Below are 17,358 nucleotides of genomic sequence, written 5' to 3' on the forward strand. Positions count from 1 at the left end.
TGATCGACAAAGGAGCAGCAATGCCAGCGTCACGACGAAAAAGCCTCACTGAAGCCCCAGGCGCGCCGCCATCGGAGGTGGTGCTGGATGAGTCCCTGGTCGCGCGCCTGATGCAGGGACGACTGGGAGACCCCTTTGCCTTGCTGGGACCGCGCGAGATCGCCGACGCGCCGGAGGCGACGCAGAAGGCCAAGGCCAAGCGGCTGCGGCTTTGCTGCTATTTCCCCGGCGCCAGCGCGGTGCAGGTCTATGCCCGTACGTCCGCCGCACCTGACGAGCTTCACGCGCCGGACTCGACGGGTTCGCTGTTGGGCAGCCTGCATGAGTGGTCGCCCGCCACTGGCCAGGGCGAGTCGGATCATGACCAGGAAGCGCCGCGCCAGCGCAGCGGCGTCTTCTTTGGCGAGGTCAAGCTGCCCAGACGTGCAGTGCAGCCCCCGATTCCCTATGTCTTCCACGTCACCTGGCGCGGCGCTGACGGCAGGGAAACGCTGCAGATCACCGAAGACGCCTACGCTTTCGGCCTCTTGCTGAGCGATTTCGATCTGCATCTCTTCCGCGAAGGCCGGCACCGGCAGCTGGCGCGCTGCTTAGGATCGCAAGTCATGCAGATCGACGGCGTAGAAGGGGTGCGCTTTGCGGTCTGGGCGCCCAATGCGCAGCGCGTCTCCGTGATCGGCGACTTCAATCAATGGGATGGCCGACGCAATCCCATGCGCCTGCGTCAGAGCGCCGGTGTGTGGGAACTGTTCGTCCCGCGCCTGGGCGATGGTGCGCTCTACAAGTATGAAATCATCGGCCCCCACGGCGAGCTGTTGCCCGGCAAAGCCGACCCGATGGCGCGGGCGACGGAAGTCCCGCCGGCCACGGCCTCCCGCGTCATCGACGACAGCAAGCTGGTCAGCGGCCGCCGCTGGCAGGATGCGCACTGGCTGCAGCAACGTGCGCAAGGGCAGACCCGGCAAGCGCCGATGTCGATCTATGAAGTCCATGCCGCCTCGTGGCTGCGGCTGCCGGGGGAGGGCAACCGCAACCTCGACTGGAATGAACTGGCGGACCGCCTGATCCCCTACGTCAAAGGCATGGGCTTCACGCATGTGGAATTGCTGCCGGTGATGGAGCATCCCTTTGGCGGCTCATGGGGTTACCAGCCCTTGTCGCAGTTCGCGCCCAGCGCGCGCTTCGGTCCGCCGGCCGAGTTTGCCACGTTCGTGGATGCCTGCCATCGCGCCGGGATAGGCGTGCTGCTCGACTGGGTGCCGGCGCACTTCCCATCCGATCCGCATGGGCTGGCCTATTTTGATGGCACGCCCTTGTACGAGCATGGCGATCCCCGCGAAGGCATCCATCAGGACTGGAACACCCACATCTACAACCTCGGACGCCACGAAGTACGCGGATTTCTGATCGCCAGCGCGCTGGAATGGCTGGAGCATTTCCATGTCGATGGGCTGCGCGTGGACGCGGTCGCGTCCATGCTCTATCGCGACTACAGCCGCAGCAGCGGCCAATGGGTGCCCAACATCCATGGCGGCCGGGAAAACCTGGAGGCCGTGGATTTCCTGCGCGAGCTCAACCAGACCGTCGCCGAGCGCTGCCCCGGGGCGCTGATGATCGCCGAGGAATCCACCGCCTGGCCCGGCGTGACAGCGCCGGTGTCTGAGGGCGGCCTGGGATTCACCTACAAGTGGAACATGGGCTGGATGCACGACACGCTACGTTATGTGGAGCTCGACAGCATCTACCGCCGCTACCATCATCACGACATCACCTTCGGCATGATCTATGCGTTTTCGGAATCCTTCGTGCTGCCGATTTCCCACGATGAAGTGGTGCATGGGAAGGGCACGCTGCTGCAAAAGATGGCCGGTGACGCCTGGCAGCGTTTCGCCAATCTGCGCGCCTATCTCGGCTTCATGTGGACGCATCCCGGCAAGAAGCTGCTCTTCATGGGCTGCGAGTTTGCCGAAACCAGGGAATTCGACCCCGACCGGTCACCGCACTGGGACCTGCTCGACGACGCCCACCACCGTGGCGTCCAGCGGCTGGTGCGAGACCTGAACCGGCTGTACGCAGGCACGCCGGCCCTGTATCGGCATGACACGGAAGCCAAGGGCTTTTCCTGGGTGGTCGGCAATGACGAGCTCAATAGCGTCTTCGCCTATCTCCGCCAGACGGACGATGAAGCGCCGGTCCTGGTGGTGATCAACATGACCCCGGTGCCGCGCCACCACTACCGGATAGGCGTGCCCCCTGGCCAGACCCAGCAGGATCGATGGGAGGAAATCCTCAATACCGATGCAGATTGCTATGGCGGCAGCCACCTGGGCAATGGCGGCCAGTTGAGGGCGCAGGCGCAAGCCTGTCATGGCCACGCCAGTTCGCTGGTGCTGACCTTGCCGCCCTTGTCGACGCTGGTGCTGCGCCGGGGCTGACGTCAGCGCTGACGTCAGCGGTATCCCACAACACATCGTCCGTGCCGCCGATGTTGCCCAGACAGGCTTGAGCGCATCATCTGGTTTCCGACTAACGACGTACTTTGGAGACACTCATGGATAGCCAGGACGCACTTACCCTCTTGCAGGGAGACCATCGCGAAGCCGAAGAGCTCTTTGAAAAATTTGAAGACATCAAGGACAAGGCCAGCGCGCAAGAAAAATTCGAGCTCGCGCAAAAGGTCTGCGGCGCGCTACTCATCCATATGGAAATCGAAGAAAAGATCTTTTACCCGCAGGTGCGCCAGCGCATCGGTGACGATGACCTGATGAATGAATCCGTGGTCGAGCATGCAGGAGCCAAGGATCTGATCAAGCAATTGGGCGAGCTCAAGGCAGACGATCCCATGTTTGACGCGAAAATGAAGGTCTTGAGCGAACAGATCCAGCATCACGTCGAGGAAGAGGAGTCCGAGATGTTTCCCAAGGTCCGCAAGGCCAATCTCGACCTGCAGGTGCTGGGCGCAGAACTGCTCAAGGGCAAGACCCAGATGCAGGAAGAGCAGGGCTTGGCACCTGTGGCGTCTTGAGTCCGCGCCCTATGCACGGCTTGTCAGGATAGCTTGGTCGCAGTGCATAGGGTGGGCGAGGGTCTGAGAGCGGACCGGCGGCGGAAAGCAGGGACGACCGAAAGCTTCAGCTCTTGCCTTTCCAGGGAACCAGCGCGCGTTCCAGCAGGCGCATGCCATAGCTGAAGGCGAACGCGCAGGTGGCGATGAGGGCGATGCCCACGAAGACCGCGTCGGTGGCCAGGAAGTGGGAAGCGGACATGATCATGTAGCCGATGCCGCGATTGGAGGCGATCAGCTCGGCCGCCACCAGCGTGCTCCAGCCCACCCCCAGGGCGATGCGGATGCCCGTCAGGATTTCCGGCAGCGCCGAGGGCAGCACTACTTCGGTCAGCAGTTGCCAGCGCGTGGCGCCCAGCGAGAGCGCGGCATTGACCCGTTCCTGCGGCAGCGAACGCACGCCCGCCTGGGCCGACAGGACCACCGGCGCAAACATGGCCAGGGTCAGCAGCGTGATCTTGGAGGCTTCACCGATGCCCAGCCAGATGATCATCAGCGGCAGATAAGCCAGCGGCGGCAGCGGCCAGTAGAACTCGATGGGCGTGTCCAGCACGCCCTTGACCCAGCGGTTCAGCCCCATCAGCAAGCCCACCGGGATGCCCAGCAAGACCGCGATGACGCCCGCCGTGAGGATGCGCAGCAGACTGGCGCCGACGTGTTCGGCCAGGGTGGCATTGGCATAGCCGTCTTCCCAGATGCTCTGCGCGACCTTGAGCACCTCGGCCGGCGTAGGCAGGAACAGGTGCGGCACCCAGCCGGTCTGCGCGATCAGCCACCACAGCGCTAGGATGACGATGCCGGCCGCTATGCTGATGCGCGCCGTGGAGCCTTCAGCGATACCGAAGCTGCGCATCTTCACCAGCGGTGGCGGCTGGTCGGCTTGGGCTTGTGCGGAGGGATCGGGGCGCAGCGCGTTGAGCAAGGGGAGCGGTTGAACTTGGTCGTTCATGATGTAACAAGGTCCTCGGACTGGTGGACGATGGCGCGGATCTCTTCGCGCAGTTCGGCAAAGGCAGGTTCGGTCTTGATGGCGCGTGCCTCGCACCCGGCGGCGAAGCGGCGCACGAAGTCGGTCTCGAAACGGGCCACGATGCGCCCCGGGCGGGGTGACATCACGATCACTTCAGTGCCCAGGAAGAGGGCTTCCTCGATGGAATGGGTAATGAAGAAAACTTGCTTGCCCGTGCGTGCCCAGACGGAAACCAGCAACTCCTGCATCTGTTCGCGGGTCATGCTGTCGAGCGCACCGAAAGGCTCGTCCATGAGCAGGATCTTGGGGTTGGGGGCCAGGGCGCGGGCCAGGCCCACACGCTGGCGCATGCCGCCGGAGAGCTCATAGGGCGCGGCGCGGGCGAAGTCCTGCAGACCCACCAGGCGCAGCAGTTCTTGCGCACGCTCGCGGCTGTCGCTCTTGGAGACGCCGGCAAACTTCAGCCCCAGGGCGACGTTGTCCTGCACCGATTTCCAGGGCAGCAGGCTGTCCTTCTGGAACACCACGCCGCGCTCGGCGCCCGGCCCCGAGACCGGCTGGCCATCGAGGCTGATGCGCCCTTCGGACAGCGGCAGGAAGCCGGCCATCGCATTGAGCAGGGTGGACTTCCCGCAGCCGGAGGTTCCCAGTGCGACGACGAAGCCGCCGTTGGGAATGTCCAGCGAGACCCGGTCCAGCGCATGGACGCGCTGCTTGTCCCGTCCGGAAAAGTAGACGCTGGCGTTTTCGACTTTCAACATGGCTTGTTCTTTCCAGGCCGTTGATGCGAAAGCGCCGTGCCTTAGTCTTCCTATCGGCACGGCAAGTCCGCAAACGGCATCAATCTACGGGCAGGGTGGCTTACTTCAGTCCGGCCACTGCCGTCGGAGTCACGAAGGCCGCGTAGCTGGGCAGCACGTCGGAGATCTTCTTCTGTTCCTTCAGGAAGACGGCGGTTTCCTTGAGGATCCTGGCGATGCCGGAGTTCTCGCCCCCACCCAGCCAGGTCGGCGAAGCCTGGGCGGCCACTGGCACCAGGTTCAGGTTCTGCAGGCCGGCGGCCTGGTCGGCGGGCGTGCCGCCGAGCAGCTTGGCCAGCAGGCGGGCGTTCTCGCTATCCTTGTTCCAGGCGGCCTTGTCGTTCTGGAAGGAGAGGCTGGCCTTGTCGATCACGGCGCTGAAGGTCTTCAGGAATTCCGGGTGTTCCTTGGCAAAGCTGCCCGTGGCGATCCAGGCCGAGAAGGTCGGCGCGCCCTTGTCGGCCACGTCCTTGGAGGTCACCAGGACCTTGCCGTTCTTCTTCAGTTCGGTCAGCGCCGGGTCCCAGACGAAGCCGCCGTCGATGTCGCCACGGTTGTAGGCGGCAACGATGTCAGGCTGGGGAATGGCGAAGACCTTCACATCCTTCTCGGTCCAGCCCTGGCTCTTGATCAGCGCCAGCAACTGGTAATGGTCGGTGGAGACAGGCGCGGCAGCCAGCTTCTTGCCCTTGAGGTCGGCCACGCTGTTGATGCCCGCGCCATTGCGCACCACCAGGGCTTCATCGGTCCCGGAGATCGAGGCCAGGTAGAAGGCCTTGACGTCCAGCCCGCGCGAAGCCGCAGCCGCCAGCGGGCTCGAGCCCACGTAGCCCACCTGCACGTCGCCGCCGGCAATGGCCGCGATCACATCAGCGCCGGAGTTGAACTTGCGGAAGTCGATCTTCTTTCCGGTCGCCTTTTCGAATTCGCCATTGGCAATGGCCAGGGAGGACGGCAGGGCGTCGCTCTGGTAGCCCACCACGATGGGCTTGTCGGCAGCGTTGGCGCCAGCGCCGGCCAGCAGCAGGGCGGCGATGGCGGTGTTGAATACTCTTCTTGTGATGTTCATTGCTGGTTCCTGTTATTGGTTTCAACGGGGTGTGCAACATTGCGCAGTTGCTGAGTATGCAAAGCAGGTGCGGCTTGCACAACGACCGTTTTCGCCGTTTCTTATGCGGATTTCGCCGATGGCGGCGTGCGTTGATCTGCCAGTGCTCGACAGTCTGCGCATCGGTCCACGGCGTTTTCCAAGGAACAAAAAAAAACGGCCGCACGAGGCGGCCGTTGCAAGTCCTGCAGGAAGGGATCAGCGCCGATGACGCTGGGCCGCCAGCCGGCGCACCACCGTCAGCAGGCAATCGATTTCCTCGAAGGTGTTGTAGAAGGCCAGCGAGGGCCGTACCGTGGTCTCCACGCCGAAGCGGCGCAGGATGGGCTGGGCGCAGTGGTGGCCGGTGCGCACCGCGATGCCTTCCTGGTTGAGCGCCTTGCCGACGTCCTCGGTGCTGTAGCCCTCCAGCACGAAGGACATCACGCTGGCCTTGTGGGCGGCCGTGCCGATCAGGCGCAAGCCCTCGATCTCGCCCAGCTGGTGCATGCCATATTCCAGCAGGGCGTGTTCGTAGGCGGCGATGTTGTCGATGCCGACGCGGTTCACGTAATCGATGGCCGCTCCCAGTCCGACGGCGTCGGCGATATTGCCGGTGCCGGCTTCGAAGGTGTTGGGCAGGGGCTGGAAGATGGTCTTCTCGAAGGTGACATCGGCAATCATGTTGCCGCCGCCTTGCCAGGGCGGCATGTCTTCCAGCACGTCACGCCGGCCCCACAGGGCGCCGATACCGGTCGGTCCGAATACCTTGTGGCCGGAGAAGACGAAGAAGTCCGCGCCCAGCGCCTGCACATCGGTGCGCATGTGCGATACCGACTGCGCCCCATCGACCAGCGTGCGCGCACCGGCCAGCCGGGCCAGTTCGACGATCTGCTTGGTCGGTGTGATGGTCCCCAATGCGTTGGAAACCTGGGTCACAGCGACGATCCTGGTGCGCTCGTTGAGCAGCTTGGCGTATTCATCCAGCAGCACCTGGCCGGAATCATCGACCGGGATCACGCGCAGCTTGGCGCCTTTTTCGGCGGCCAGTTGCTGCCAGGGCACGATGTTGGCGTGGTGTTCCAGGTGCGAGACGATGATCTCGTCACCCGCGCCCACATGCTTGCCGCCCCAGGACTTGGCCACCAGGTTGATGGCTTCGGTGGTGCCGCGCACGAAGATGACTTCGTTGACGTCCGGCGCGTTCAGGAAAGCCCGCACCCGCTCCCGTGCGCCTTCGTAGGCGTCGGTGGCGCGCGCGGCCAGCTCGTGCGCGGCGCGGTGGATGTTGGAGTTTTCGCGGCGATAGAACTCGCTGATGCGGTCGATCACCGATTGCGGCTTGTGCGTGGTGGCGGCGTTGTCGAACCAGATCAGTGGCCGGCCATTGACGCGTTCCTGCAGGATAGGGAAGTCACGGCGCACGGTGTGGACATCGAATGCCGCCGCCTGCTGCGCACCGGCAGGCTGGTGCACCGCGTGCGGCGCTGGCTTGGCCGGCGTGACGTAGCCGCTGGGCAGCTCCACCGCGTGCAGGAAGTAATACTGCGGGCTGCTGGCCGCGCCGGCTGAACTGCTCGAGAGGGGAGCCGCAGCGGGAGCAGCCGCACTGCCGCGCGGATGGCCATGGCCGCCATCGAGGAAGTAATACCTGGCCGTGGAAGGGGCAGCAGGCGTCGATGGTGCGGCCGCTTGCGGCGCACCCGTGACGGCGCCGCCCAGGCGCGGCTCATAGGCGGGCAGGGCGGCAAACACCTTGTCCGGCGTGCCATTGCCGGCTGGTGCTGCTGGCGCCAGTGCAGGAGCCCGGTTGCCCAGGGTCAGCACTTGGTGGGGCGACGAGGGAATCAGGTTCAGGCCCGGCGCCAGTCCTTGCGGGATGGCCGTGCCGGGCACACCCTGGCTGGTCCCTGCCGGACTGGACAGCGGCGAGGCCGGTGGCGTGAAGTTGGCCGGCGGCTGGGCTCCTGGCGCCTGGCCCGGCGTCCAGGCCGGTGCGGTGGGCGCGGCGAACAGCTCGTTGGCCAGGCGCGCCAGCAGCGCCGGGTCGAAGGGCGCTGCCGACGCGTCCTGGCCGGGCAAGCCGCCGCCCTGGGATGCGGGAGTGAGGATGCTCACGTTGGCGGCCTCTTATTTGTAGGTGTCAGGATAGTCGTGGTACTTGTTGACCTCGACATCGTCCAGCACCGCCAGCGCATCGGTGGTCAGCACGGCCAGCGAGCAATAGAGCGAGATCAGGTAAGAGGCGATGGCGTGATTGTTGATGCCCATGAAGCGCACCGACAGGCCCGGACTCTGTTCGCCCGGCAGGCCCGGCTGGTACAGGCCGACCACGCCCTGGCGCTTGTCACCCACGCGCAGGAGCAGGATCTTGCTCTTGCCATCGGCCACCGGCACCTTGTCCGAGGGGATCAGCGGAATGCCGCGCCAGGTGATGAACTGCGAACCGAACAGGCTGATGGTCGGCGGCGGCGTACCGCGGCGCGTGGCTTCGCGACCGAAGGCGGCGATGGCCAGCGGGTGCGCCAGGAAGAAGGCCGGTTCTTTCCATACCTTGGTCAGCAACTCGTCCAGGTCGTCCGGGGTCGGCGCGCCGGTCAGCGGGAAGATGCGCTGTTCGTCGGTCACCTGGGCCAGCAGGCCGTAGTCGGGATTGTTGATGAGTTCGCTTTCCTGGTTTTCCTTGATGGTCTCGATGGTCAGACGCAGCTGTTCCTTGATCTGGTCATGCGGGCTGCTGTACAGGTCGGAGACGCGGGTATGCACGTCCAGCACCGTGGAGACGGCATTGAGGAAGTATTCGCGCGGCTGTTCTTCGTAATCCACGAAGGTGCGCGGTAACTGGTTTTCTTCCTGGCGGGCGGTGCAGGTGACCTTGATCGATTCCGGATTCTTGACCTTGTTCAAGCGATAGATGCCGGCTTCGACCGGCACCCATTGCAGCAGGTGCGTCAACCAGCGCGGGCTGATGGTTTCGAGCTGGGGAGCGGTCTTGGTGGCATTGGCTAGTTGCCGTGCTGCATTATCGCCGAGTGCGGTGGTACCGCCGACAGTTGCGGACATCTGGACTCCGTAAGAGTGAGGTTGCAGGGAAGGGGGGGAAGTGAACAGGCGAAGTGTCGGGGCTCAGGCCGTGCAGCTCAACATGCTATAGCCATCAACTGCAGGCCGCGCACCAGATTCTGCTGGTGGATGCGCTCGCCATGCGTGACCAGGGCCGAGGGCGAGAGCGTGAGCGCGGTGGCCAGCTTCTCCACGGTCACCAGCGAGGCAATGGCGGTGCCGCGCTCGATCTCGCCGATGTAGGAACGATTCAGGTTGGAGTTCTCGGCCAGCCTTTCCTGCGACCAGCCGCGCGCGCGCCGCAGCTGGCGCACGCCGATCCCAAAGCTCTGCACCAGGGCGCTGGAGAGCGCCTCGACATCGGCCTGGCGGGCAGGACGAACGGGCTTTCTCATGCTGCCCCCTCACGCGCCGGCGTTGGCCAGGGACAAGGAATCCTCGCGTGACGCCGCCTGCGAGATATGGGCGCCGGCGGGGACGTCATGCGTGAGCCAGACATTGCCGCCGATGACCGCGCCACGGCCCAGGCGGATGCGTCCCAGAATGGTCGCGCCCGCGTAGATCACCACGTCATCCTCGACGATGGGGTGGCGCGCCCGGCCTTTTTCCAGCTTGCCGTCGGCGTCCGTGGGGAAACGCTTGGCGCCAAGCGTCACGGCCTGGTAGATGCGGACGTTGTTGCCGATGACGGCGGTCTCGCCGATCACGACACCCGTGCCATGGTCGATGAAAAAGCCTGTGCCGATCTGCGCTCCCGGATGGATGTCGATGCCCGTGGCCGCATGCGCCAGCTCGGCGATGATGCGCGCCAGCAGCGGCAGGCCAAGCTGGTAGAGGCGATGCGCCAGGCGGTAGTGGATCATGGCCAGCGCACCGGGATAGCACAGCAGCACTTCGTCCACGCTGCGCGCCGCGGGGTCGCCCTGATAGGCGGCCAGCACGTCGGTATCGAGCTGGCTGCGGATCTGCGGCAGCGAGGCGCCAAAGGCGCGGGTGATGGAAATGGCGTCCTGTTCCAGGTTGGGCGTGGGTCGCCCGGAGAGACCAGCGCTGTACTTCAGTTCCAGCCGCACCTGGCCCAGCAGGGCGTGCAAGGCGGCATCGAGCGCATGGGCGACGTGGAAGTTCTCACTCTCCTGGCGCAGGTCGGGCGGGCCCAGCCGCATCGGGAAGAGCACGCCCTTGAGCGTGGTGACGATGCCATCGAGAGCGTCGCGCGAGGGAAACTCGCGGCCACTGGAATCATTGTTGCGCCGCTGGGCGACCCGCCAGCCCACACGGGCTTCGTGCAGGGACTGGACGATCTGGTGGATGTCGAAATTGGCCATGGAATTCTCTTGACTGTTCTTGTTTGAGGGCCGCAGGCGCACGCAGGCGAGACCGGCTCAGTCCTGCACCCAGGGCAGGCCGTGGAAGCGCCAGCCGTCGGCTTTGCCGCGCTGCTGGGCGGCATCGAGCTCGCCTTCAAAGCCCTCCAGCACATTGAAGATACAGCTCAGCCCGGCCTTGGTCGCGGCTTCCGCAGCGGCGGCAGAGCGCTTGCCGCTACGGCATAGCAGCAGCGCCGGCACGTCCTTGCCGCCCAGCTTGCTTTCTAGTTCGCGCACGAAGCGCGGATTGCGCGACAGCGAGGTGCCGGTGGCCCATGCCACATGCAGGCTGTCGGGAACATGGCCAACGAACTTGCGTTCTTCTGCCGTACGCACATCCACCAGCAGCACCTTGCCAGTCTGCACCAGGGCCCAGGCCTGCTTGGGCGTGATGCCGCCGGCGTACGGGAGACCATCGGCGATGGCCTGTGCGCGGATCTGCGCCAGTTCCGGCGGCAGCTCGCGCTGGCTGGCTTGGGGGGCGGGGGCGCTCAGGGTGGCTACGGACGACAAGGAAGACATCGGGGTTTCTCCATGACAGGGAATTGATGTTCACCGCGCTGCCATTTGGCGGCTATAGACGGCAATCGATGAGCTCACTGTAAAACCGCCCCTGGATCTGGGGAACGAATAAAAAAGAAGCTTGAAAGAAGAAAAACGCATAAGCAGGGCGCGATCGCAGACGATGCCGCTGGCCACGGTGAATGTCCCCGATCGTTGTCAACCCGGGGATGACTCATTAAAATGCGAATAATTACTATTTACAAAGTCGGATGAAGATATGTCGGCTCGCTACGACACCGGCGTCAGGCGCATTTATGCGCCGCGCTGGCACGGCGCGCGCGCAGCCCATCCAGCCGGCAAAAAAAATCGCCAACCGCATTACGGGTTTCGGGCAGCTCGTTCGGCATACAAAGAGAAGCCCCCGATGATTGACCCCGATGCTCCGATGAACGCAAGCCTTTTCCTCCACCTGGCCCATCCCGCGCGTTGCCCGCCGGGCTGCGGCGGCGTGCTGTCCGCGCTGCCGAAGTGGGTGGCTGCGCCGCTGGCGTGGCGCCTGCTGCTGGTCGTGGCGATGCTCTTGCTGTGGCCGGTCGTCACCCAGGCGCAGGGCGCGCCCGAGGCGCGCCGCCACTTCAACGTGGCGGCCGGGCCGTTGGAGGATGCGCTGAACCGTTTTGCGCGCCAGGCTGGCATCACCATGTCCTATGCCTCGGCCCTGGTGCAGGGGCGGCAGGTCACGGCCTTGCAAGGGGAATACTCGGTCAGCCAGGGCCTGGAGGTGCTGCTGGCCGGCAGCGGTCTGCGCGCCGTGCGCTCGGACAACGGCGCCTACGCCTTGCAGCCGCTGGTGCAAGGCGCGCCCGAGCAGGTCGATACCTTGCACCGCCTGGGCAATATCACCGTATCGGGCCGGCGCGACGAGCCCGGTGCGGCCGATCCGGTGGAGGGCTATGTGGCGCTGCGCAGCGCCACGGCCACCAAGACCGATACGCCGCTGCTGGAGCTTGCGCAATCGGTCTCGGTGGTCACGCGCGCCGAGATGGAGGCGCGTGGCGCCAACAGCATTCTGGACGTGCTGCGCTACATGCCCGGCGCCAATACCGAGACCCACGGGGTGGACCCGCGTGGTTATGACTATTTCAACCTGCGCGGCTTCATCAACGCCCAGACCACCAGCAATTACCTCAACGGGCTGCGTCAGATACCGTCCGGTTTCGGCATGTTCCGCACCGAGACCTATGGCCTGGAGCGGGTGGAGGTGCTGCGCGGCGCCAACTCGGCAAGCTTCGGCCAGGCCGATCCGGGCGGCGTCGTCAATCGCGTCAGCAAGCTGGCCGGCAGCGGCGCGCGCAACGAGCTGATGGTGGATGTCGGTTCCTTCCAGCGTCGCCAGGTGGCCGCTGACCTGAGCGGAGACCTCGACCCGGAGGGCAGGGTACAGGCGCGCCTAGTCGGCCTGCTGCTCGATGGCGACACCCAGTTCCGCTACGCCAATGGCCGCGCCGGCGACAATGATCGCCTCTACCTGGCGCCCTCGCTGAAGATCCGGCCCTCGGCCGACACCTCCCTCATCCTGCTGGCCGAATACCTGAAGGACCGCAGCGGCAGCGGACGCTGGACCGCCGTGCGCGCCGATGGCAGCCAGACCCACACGCTGCTGGGCGATCCTGACTTTGACCAGCAGCGCGGCGAACAATGGTCGCTGGGCTGGATGCTGGAACACCGGCTCGACGCCACCTGGACGCTGCGCCAGCACTTCCGCCAGGCGGCGTTGCGTTCGCAGTACGCCGCCGTCAATCCGGGCAGCTTCAATGGCAGCATCCTCAGCCGCAGTACTGCCGTCTACGATACGCAGGTCGAGAACACCTTGCTGGACAACCAGGCCCTGGCCCGCGTCCAATGGGGCCAGGCCGAGCACCAGGTGCTGCTGGGCCTGGACTGGTCGCACATGAGCGCGCGCGAGCAGCGCTACCGTGGCGTCGCCCCCAGCCTGGACATCGACAACCCGGTCTACACGCAGCCCATCCCGGCCGCCACCACCCGCTTCGGCGACCTCGACCAGACCTTGGTGCAGACCGGACTCTACGCCCAGGACCAGATCCGCTACCAGCGCATCGTGCTGACCCTGGGGGCGCGCTACGACCGTTCGCGCGACAGCACCCGCAATGCCGCCAACAACAGCCTCCAGGCTGCCGAAGAGAACGCCTTCAGCGGCCGTGTCGGGCTGTCCTACCTGGTCAGCCCGGAGCTGGCCCCCTATGTCAGCTACGGCAGCTCCTTCCTGCCGCAGGCTGGGCAGGACGTCGATGGCAAGCCCTTCAAGGCCGCCACGGCCAGGCAGATCGAGGCCGGCGTCAAGTACCAACCCGGTCATGGACGCGCCGTCTATACCGCCGCCCTCTACCAGTTGGTCAAGGACAACGCCCTGGGCTCGGACCCGCTGCATGCCAACTTCTCCGTCTCCAACGGCCAGGTCCGTTCACGCGGCGTAGAGCTGGAAGCCAAGGGCGAGCTCCTGCCTGGCCTGAACGTGACAGCTGCCTATACCTATGCGCAAGTGGTCAACACCCAGAACGCCGCCCCCGAACTGATCGGCAAGACGCCCATCCTGGTGCCGCGCCAGGCCGCCTCGCTCTGGCTGGACTACACCGTGCAGCGCGGCGACCTGGCCGGCATGGGCGTTGGCGCCGGGGCGCGCTATACCGGGCGCAACTACGCCACCGCCGCCAATACCGTGGAAAACGCCGCCCAGGTCATCCTCGACGCCATGGTGCGCATCGACCGTGGGCCATGGCGTTATGCATTCAATGTCAGCAACCTCGCCAACCGGCAATACACCTCTTGCCTGGCCGAGCCCACGCTGACCTGTTTCTGGGCGCCGGAACGCACTGCGGTCCTCAGCGCCCGTTATCGTTGGTAGGCCCAGCCGTCGCCATGGCCGCGCATGGCCGGCATCGATGCTGTATCGATGCCGGCGCAATTCAAGGAAGGCAGGACAAGGTGAACCACACAACGTCAACGCAAGCCGCCCGTCTACGGGAGCAATTCATCGAGCATCGCGCACGCCTGCGCGACGTGGCCACGCGCATCCTGGGTTGCCCGCACCGGGCCGACGACGTGGTCCAGGATACATTCATCAAGATCGCCGAAGTCCCTGACGACTTCGATATCAAGCAGCCGGTGGCCTACCTCTACCGCATCGTGCGCAACCTGGCCATCGACCGTCATCGGCGCAGCGCCTTCGAATGCGATGTCTTCACCGAAGAGGAGGATGGCCTGGACGTCCACCAGGAAGGCGATTCGCCCGAAGCCATCGCCATCAGCCGGCAATACCTGTCCATGATCGGCCGCGCGCTGGAAGGCCTGCCGGCCCGCACGCGCCGCGCCTTCGAGCTGTACCGGCTGTCCGGGCTGACCCAGCGCGAGATTGCGGCCGAGCTCAACATCTCTACCACGCTGGTCAACTTCATGATCCGCGACGCCCTGGCCTGCTGCCGCAACCTGCTGCAGAACGAACCGGAACTGGCCGGCTCCTGAGCCCGGAGCGGGCAGGCGAGGACGTGCGCTCTGCATGATCCTTCATGACCTGCGCATGAACTTTCACTGGCGCGACTAAATTTTTCGAGTGCTGCCTCGTCATCGTTAATGAGACACGTTTTTATTTACGATGCAAGCAATTGCGCATGACAGGGAGAGCAGGCCATGAGTTTTGATGCTGACGATGCGGTGTTCCGCGTACTGGTCAATCACGAAGAGCAATATTCCATCTGGCCCGACTACAAGGCCATTCCGCCGGGCTGGACCGATGTGGGCGTCAGCGGCGACAAAGCGACTTGCCTGGCGCATGTCGAGAAGGTCTGGACCGACATGCGCCCGCTGAGCCTGCGGCGCTTCATGGAACAGGAACAGAACGCCGCGGGCTGAGCCATGATGGCTCCGACCTGGCTCCTGTTCTGCCTGCCGTGCGCCGGCGGCAGCGCCAGCAGCTACCTGCGCTGGCGGCGCCTGCTGCCTGCCCATATCCAGGTGCTGCCGCTGGAGCTGCCAGGACGCGGCAGCCGCATGGCCGAAACGGCGCTGCGCGACTTCGATACCCTCAGCATGCAATTGACCGGCCGGGTGGCTGCCGACCTGGCCAGTTGGCCGCAGGCGCGCTATGCCCTCTTCGGTCATAGCATGGGTGCGCTGCTGGCCTACGGGATGGCGCGCCGCCTGGCGCTGCAGCCCGCGCTGCGGCAGCCGGATGCGCTGTTGCTGTCGGCCAGCGCCGCGCCATCTCGCCGTGACACCCATCGTTTCGCGGCCAGCGACACCGCCTCGCTGTTGCACGACCTGCGTCGTCTGGGCGGCACCGATCCGGAAGTCTTTGAAGACCGTGAATTGCTGTCCATGACGCTGGACGTGCTGGCGGCAGACTACGCCGTCTGCGCCAGTTTCATCCGCCATCCCGGCCCGCCGCTGACGATGCCGCTGCAAGTCTATGCAGGGCGCAGCGACGAGATCGATGCCGTCTGCCTGAACGCCTGGCGCGAGGAGACCCGCGCCGCCTTCGACCTGCAGTGGTTCGACGGTGGCCACTTCTATCTCCACGCCCAGCAGGACGCACTGCTGGCGCATCTGGCGGCGCGTCTGGACGGGATTTGCGCGCCGTCTTGCCAGGAGGCCAGCCATGCAGCGTGACATGCCCGCCGAGCTTGCCGCCTGCACCGGCTTGCCGCCTGGCATCGAGGTCTGGCAGTACTGCCTGGCCGATATCGAGACCGGAGCGGACGCCGGCCTGCTCGCCGCCGCACGCGCCCAGCTGAGCAGCGCCGAGCGCGTGCGCATGGACGCCTTGGTCCGTCCCGCCGACCGTCGCCGCTATGCATTGGCGCATGCGCTCTTGCGCCTGCTGCTGGCGCGCCGGCTGGATTGCCCGCCCTCCCGGCTGGACTTCATGGTCGGCCCGTTCGGCAAACCGCGCCTGGCGCAGTGCGACAGCCTGCATTTCAACCTCTCCCATGCCGGCGACTACGTGTTGCTGGCCTTGTCGGAGCAGGGCGAAGTGGGTGTCGACATCGAATACCGCGATCCTGGACTGGACGTGGGCAGCCTGGCCGAACTGGCCTGGTCCGAGCGCGAACGCCGCGATGGCCAGATCCAGCCCTGCGACTTCTTCGCCCGCTGGACCGGCAAGGAAGCCGTGCTCAAGGCGCTGGGCGTGGGCATCGGCGAGCACCTGCAGGCGCTCAGCATCCATCCCCGTGCCGACGGCAGTTACGCCATCGCGCACGACCAAGCCGGCTGGGCCGAGGTCCAGGCCTGCCAACTCGTTTCCCCGCCTGGTTACGCCGCCGCAGTGGCCTGGCTCTCCACGCCCTGAAGAACATGCCTACAGACATCGCATCGGCCCTGCATCCGCAGGCCACCGCTTTTCCCGCCGACCTGACGACGCCTTGGCGCAGCAAGGCGCCGCCCGCCAGCGCGCTGCCGGCGCTGCTGCAAGCGGACGGTCCCGGCCAGCCGCTGCAGCAGGCCTTCGAACACCAGCGCGACTGGATCGACGCCACCGTGCAGCAGGTCGGCGGCGTGCTGCTGCGCGGCTATGCGGTGCCGGAAGTGGCGGTTTTCCGCGCTTTCGCCGCCGCCTTCGGCCATGCGCTGCTGAGTTATGAATTTGCCTCCACGCCGCGCTCGAACGTGTCCTCGGGGGTCTATACCTCCACCGAATATCCGGCGCACCAGCACATCCCGCTGCATAACGAGCAGGCCTACACCCGCGAGTGGCCGATGAAGATCTGGTTCCACTGCGTCACCGCCGCACAGGCTGGCGGCGAGACGCCCATTGCCGACAGCCGCGCGATCTATCGGCGCATGCCAGCGGCCATCCGCGAGCGTTTTGCCGCCGGGCTGGTGTATGTGCGCAACTACGACAGCGACTTCGACGTGCCCTGGCAGCAGGTCTTCAACACCGACGACCGCGCCCAGGTCGAGGCCTTCTGCCGCCGCGCCGGGGTGCAATGGGAATGGAAGGCCGACGGCAGCATGCGCACCATCCAGCGCTGCCAGGGCGTGGAGCGCCATCCGCGCAGCGGCGAGATGGTCTGGTTCAACCAGGCGCACCTGTTCCATCCCTCCAATCTGCAGGCCGATGTGCGCGAGAGCCTGGAAGACATGCTCGGCGTAGACAACCTGCCGCGCAATGTGCTCTTCGCCGATGGCTCGCCCATCCCCGACAGCATGCTCGAGGAGGTGCGCGCCGTGCTGGACCAGGAAACCGTCATCTTCCCCTGGGAAGCCGGCGACGTACTCATGCTCGACAACATGCTGGCCGCCCATGCGCGCACCCCCTTCGAAGGGCCGCGCAAGGTGGTGGTGGCCATGGCCGAGCCGCACGGCAACCTGCACCAGGGCTGATCCGCCCAGCAGCGCCCTCTCTTCGTCAGCAGCGTAACCAGCATAACCAGCATAACCAGCATAACGAGCGCGCGCTTGAACGCCGAAGGCGCGCCTTCTTC

Annotated in this window: 16 protein-coding genes; 8 read left to right on the forward strand and 8 right to left on the reverse strand. The window is 65.5% G+C overall.

The genetic code is table 11. The features are described from left to right. Positions 1–20: 20 nt before the first annotated feature. Together glgB and ACP92_RS11620 are read left to right on the forward strand one after the other, a co-directional pair. Positions 21–2,435, forward strand: a complete 2,415-nt coding sequence (gene glgB / locus ACP92_RS11615; RefSeq protein WP_041310711.1) for a 1,4-alpha-glucan branching protein GlgB — start codon at positions 21–23, stop codon at positions 2,433–2,435. 116 nt (positions 2,436–2,551) lie between these two features. Next, positions 2,552–3,025 carry a hemerythrin domain-containing protein gene (locus ACP92_RS11620; RefSeq protein ID WP_013234306.1) on the forward strand — a complete coding sequence of 158 codons (474 nt, stop codon included), beginning with the start codon at positions 2,552–2,554 and terminating at the stop codon, positions 3,023–3,025. Positions 3,026–3,131: 106 nt separating this feature from the next. Here the strand turns inward: ACP92_RS11620 and ACP92_RS11625 are convergent, their stop codons facing one another. The 8 genes from ACP92_RS11625 to ACP92_RS11660 form a co-directional block, all read right to left on the reverse strand. Next, positions 3,132–4,013 carry an ABC transporter permease subunit gene (locus ACP92_RS11625; RefSeq protein ID WP_013234307.1) on the reverse strand — a complete coding sequence of 294 codons (882 nt, stop codon included), beginning with the start codon at positions 4,011–4,013 and terminating at the stop codon, positions 3,132–3,134. Further along, on the reverse strand, positions 4,010–4,795 hold the full coding sequence (locus tag ACP92_RS11630) for a taurine ABC transporter ATP-binding protein (RefSeq protein ID WP_013234308.1): 786 nt from the start codon (positions 4,793–4,795) through the stop codon (positions 4,010–4,012). The genes ACP92_RS11625 and ACP92_RS11630 overlap by 4 nt, the downstream gene beginning before the upstream one ends. Before the next feature lie 100 nt (positions 4,796–4,895). After that, positions 4,896–5,903 carry a taurine ABC transporter substrate-binding protein gene (tauA, locus tag ACP92_RS11635; protein ID WP_013234309.1) on the reverse strand — a complete coding sequence of 336 codons (1,008 nt, stop codon included), beginning with the start codon at positions 5,901–5,903 and terminating at the stop codon, positions 4,896–4,898. Positions 5,904–6,140: 237 nt separating this feature from the next. After that, a complete protein-coding gene (locus tag ACP92_RS11640) occupies positions 6,141–8,039 on the reverse strand; it encodes a family 2A encapsulin nanocompartment cargo protein cysteine desulfurase (RefSeq protein WP_048348542.1) in 1,899 nt (632 codons plus the stop codon). A 12-nt stretch (positions 8,040–8,051) separates the two neighbouring features. Continuing rightward, positions 8,052–8,984, reverse strand: a complete 933-nt coding sequence (locus tag ACP92_RS11645) for a family 2A encapsulin nanocompartment shell protein (protein ID WP_013234311.1) — start codon at positions 8,982–8,984, stop codon at positions 8,052–8,054. A 77-nt stretch (positions 8,985–9,061) separates the two neighbouring features. Further along, positions 9,062–9,379, reverse strand: coding sequence for a helix-turn-helix domain-containing protein (locus tag ACP92_RS11650; RefSeq protein WP_013234312.1), 318 nt, complete (start codon positions 9,377–9,379; stop codon positions 9,062–9,064). Between the two features lie 9 nt (positions 9,380–9,388). Next, a complete protein-coding gene (gene epsC / locus ACP92_RS11655) occupies positions 9,389–10,312 on the reverse strand; it encodes a serine O-acetyltransferase EpsC (RefSeq protein ID WP_013234313.1) in 924 nt (307 codons plus the stop codon). A gap of 57 nt (positions 10,313–10,369) precedes the next feature. Then, positions 10,370–10,876 carry a rhodanese-like domain-containing protein gene (locus ACP92_RS11660; protein ID WP_013234314.1) on the reverse strand — a complete coding sequence of 169 codons (507 nt, stop codon included), beginning with the start codon at positions 10,874–10,876 and terminating at the stop codon, positions 10,370–10,372. Positions 10,877–11,303: 427 nt separating this feature from the next. Between ACP92_RS11660 and ACP92_RS11665 the strand changes: the two genes are divergently transcribed. The 6 genes from ACP92_RS11665 (at position 11,304) to ACP92_RS11690 (ending at position 17,257) form a co-directional block, all read left to right on the forward strand. Next, on the forward strand, positions 11,304–13,781 hold the full coding sequence (locus ACP92_RS11665) for a TonB-dependent siderophore receptor (RefSeq protein WP_156181776.1): 2,478 nt from the start codon (positions 11,304–11,306) through the stop codon (positions 13,779–13,781). An 80-nt stretch (positions 13,782–13,861) separates the two neighbouring features. Beyond that, positions 13,862–14,398: an RNA polymerase factor sigma-70 gene (locus ACP92_RS11670; RefSeq protein WP_013234316.1), complete on the forward strand. Its 537-nt coding sequence runs from the start codon at positions 13,862–13,864 to the stop codon at positions 14,396–14,398. A 165-nt stretch (positions 14,399–14,563) separates the two neighbouring features. Beyond that, positions 14,564–14,785, forward strand: a complete 222-nt coding sequence (locus ACP92_RS11675; protein WP_013234317.1) for an MbtH family protein — start codon at positions 14,564–14,566, stop codon at positions 14,783–14,785. 3 nt (positions 14,786–14,788) lie between these two features. Beyond that, positions 14,789–15,541, forward strand: a complete 753-nt coding sequence (locus ACP92_RS11680) for a thioesterase II family protein (protein WP_041310714.1) — start codon at positions 14,789–14,791, stop codon at positions 15,539–15,541. After that, a complete protein-coding gene (locus ACP92_RS11685; protein WP_049788059.1) occupies positions 15,531–16,223 on the forward strand; it encodes a 4'-phosphopantetheinyl transferase family protein in 693 nt (230 codons plus the stop codon). The genes ACP92_RS11680 and ACP92_RS11685 overlap by 11 nt, the downstream gene beginning before the upstream one ends. 5 nt (positions 16,224–16,228) lie before the next feature. Then, positions 16,229–17,257, forward strand: a complete 1,029-nt coding sequence (locus tag ACP92_RS11690; protein ID WP_013234320.1) for a TauD/TfdA family dioxygenase — start codon at positions 16,229–16,231, stop codon at positions 17,255–17,257. The last annotated feature ends 101 nt before the right edge of the window (positions 17,258–17,358 follow it).

Source organism: Herbaspirillum seropedicae (assembly GCF_001040945.1).
Classification (GTDB): domain Bacteria; phylum Pseudomonadota; class Gammaproteobacteria; order Burkholderiales; family Burkholderiaceae_D; genus Herbaspirillum; species Herbaspirillum seropedicae.

Bases quoted from the DNA above. Each gene is read 5' to 3' on its own strand.
- epsC (WP_013234313.1), bottom strand. From the start codon at position 10,312: ATGGCCAATTTCGACATCCACCAGATCGTCCAGTCCCTGCACGAAGCC.
- ACP92_RS11675 (WP_013234317.1), top strand. From the start codon at position 14,564: ATGAGTTTTGATGCTGACGATGCGGTGTTCCGCGTACTGGTCAATCAC.
- tauA (WP_013234309.1), bottom strand. From the start codon at position 5,903: ATGAACATCACAAGAAGAGTATTCAACACCGCCATCGCCGCCCTGCTG.
- ACP92_RS11625 (WP_013234307.1), bottom strand. From the start codon at position 4,013: ATGAACGACCAAGTTCAACCGCTCCCCTTGCTCAACGCGCTGCGCCCC.
- ACP92_RS11630 (WP_013234308.1), bottom strand. From the start codon at position 4,795: ATGTTGAAAGTCGAAAACGCCAGCGTCTACTTTTCCGGACGGGACAAG.
- glgB (WP_041310711.1), top strand. From the start codon at position 21: ATGCCAGCGTCACGACGAAAAAGCCTCACTGAAGCCCCAGGCGCGCCG.
- ACP92_RS11680 (WP_041310714.1), top strand. From the start codon at position 14,789: ATGATGGCTCCGACCTGGCTCCTGTTCTGCCTGCCGTGCGCCGGCGGC.
- ACP92_RS11665 (WP_156181776.1), top strand. From the start codon at position 11,304: ATGAACGCAAGCCTTTTCCTCCACCTGGCCCATCCCGCGCGTTGCCCG.
- ACP92_RS11660 (WP_013234314.1), bottom strand. From the start codon at position 10,876: ATGTCTTCCTTGTCGTCCGTAGCCACCCTGAGCGCCCCCGCCCCCCAA.
- ACP92_RS11685 (WP_049788059.1), top strand. From the start codon at position 15,531: ATGCAGCGTGACATGCCCGCCGAGCTTGCCGCCTGCACCGGCTTGCCG.
- ACP92_RS11645 (WP_013234311.1), bottom strand. From the start codon at position 8,984: ATGTCCGCAACTGTCGGCGGTACCACCGCACTCGGCGATAATGCAGCA.
- ACP92_RS11690 (WP_013234320.1), top strand. From the start codon at position 16,229: ATGCCTACAGACATCGCATCGGCCCTGCATCCGCAGGCCACCGCTTTT.
- ACP92_RS11650 (WP_013234312.1), bottom strand. From the start codon at position 9,379: ATGAGAAAGCCCGTTCGTCCTGCCCGCCAGGCCGATGTCGAGGCGCTC.
- ACP92_RS11620 (WP_013234306.1), top strand. From the start codon at position 2,552: ATGGATAGCCAGGACGCACTTACCCTCTTGCAGGGAGACCATCGCGAA.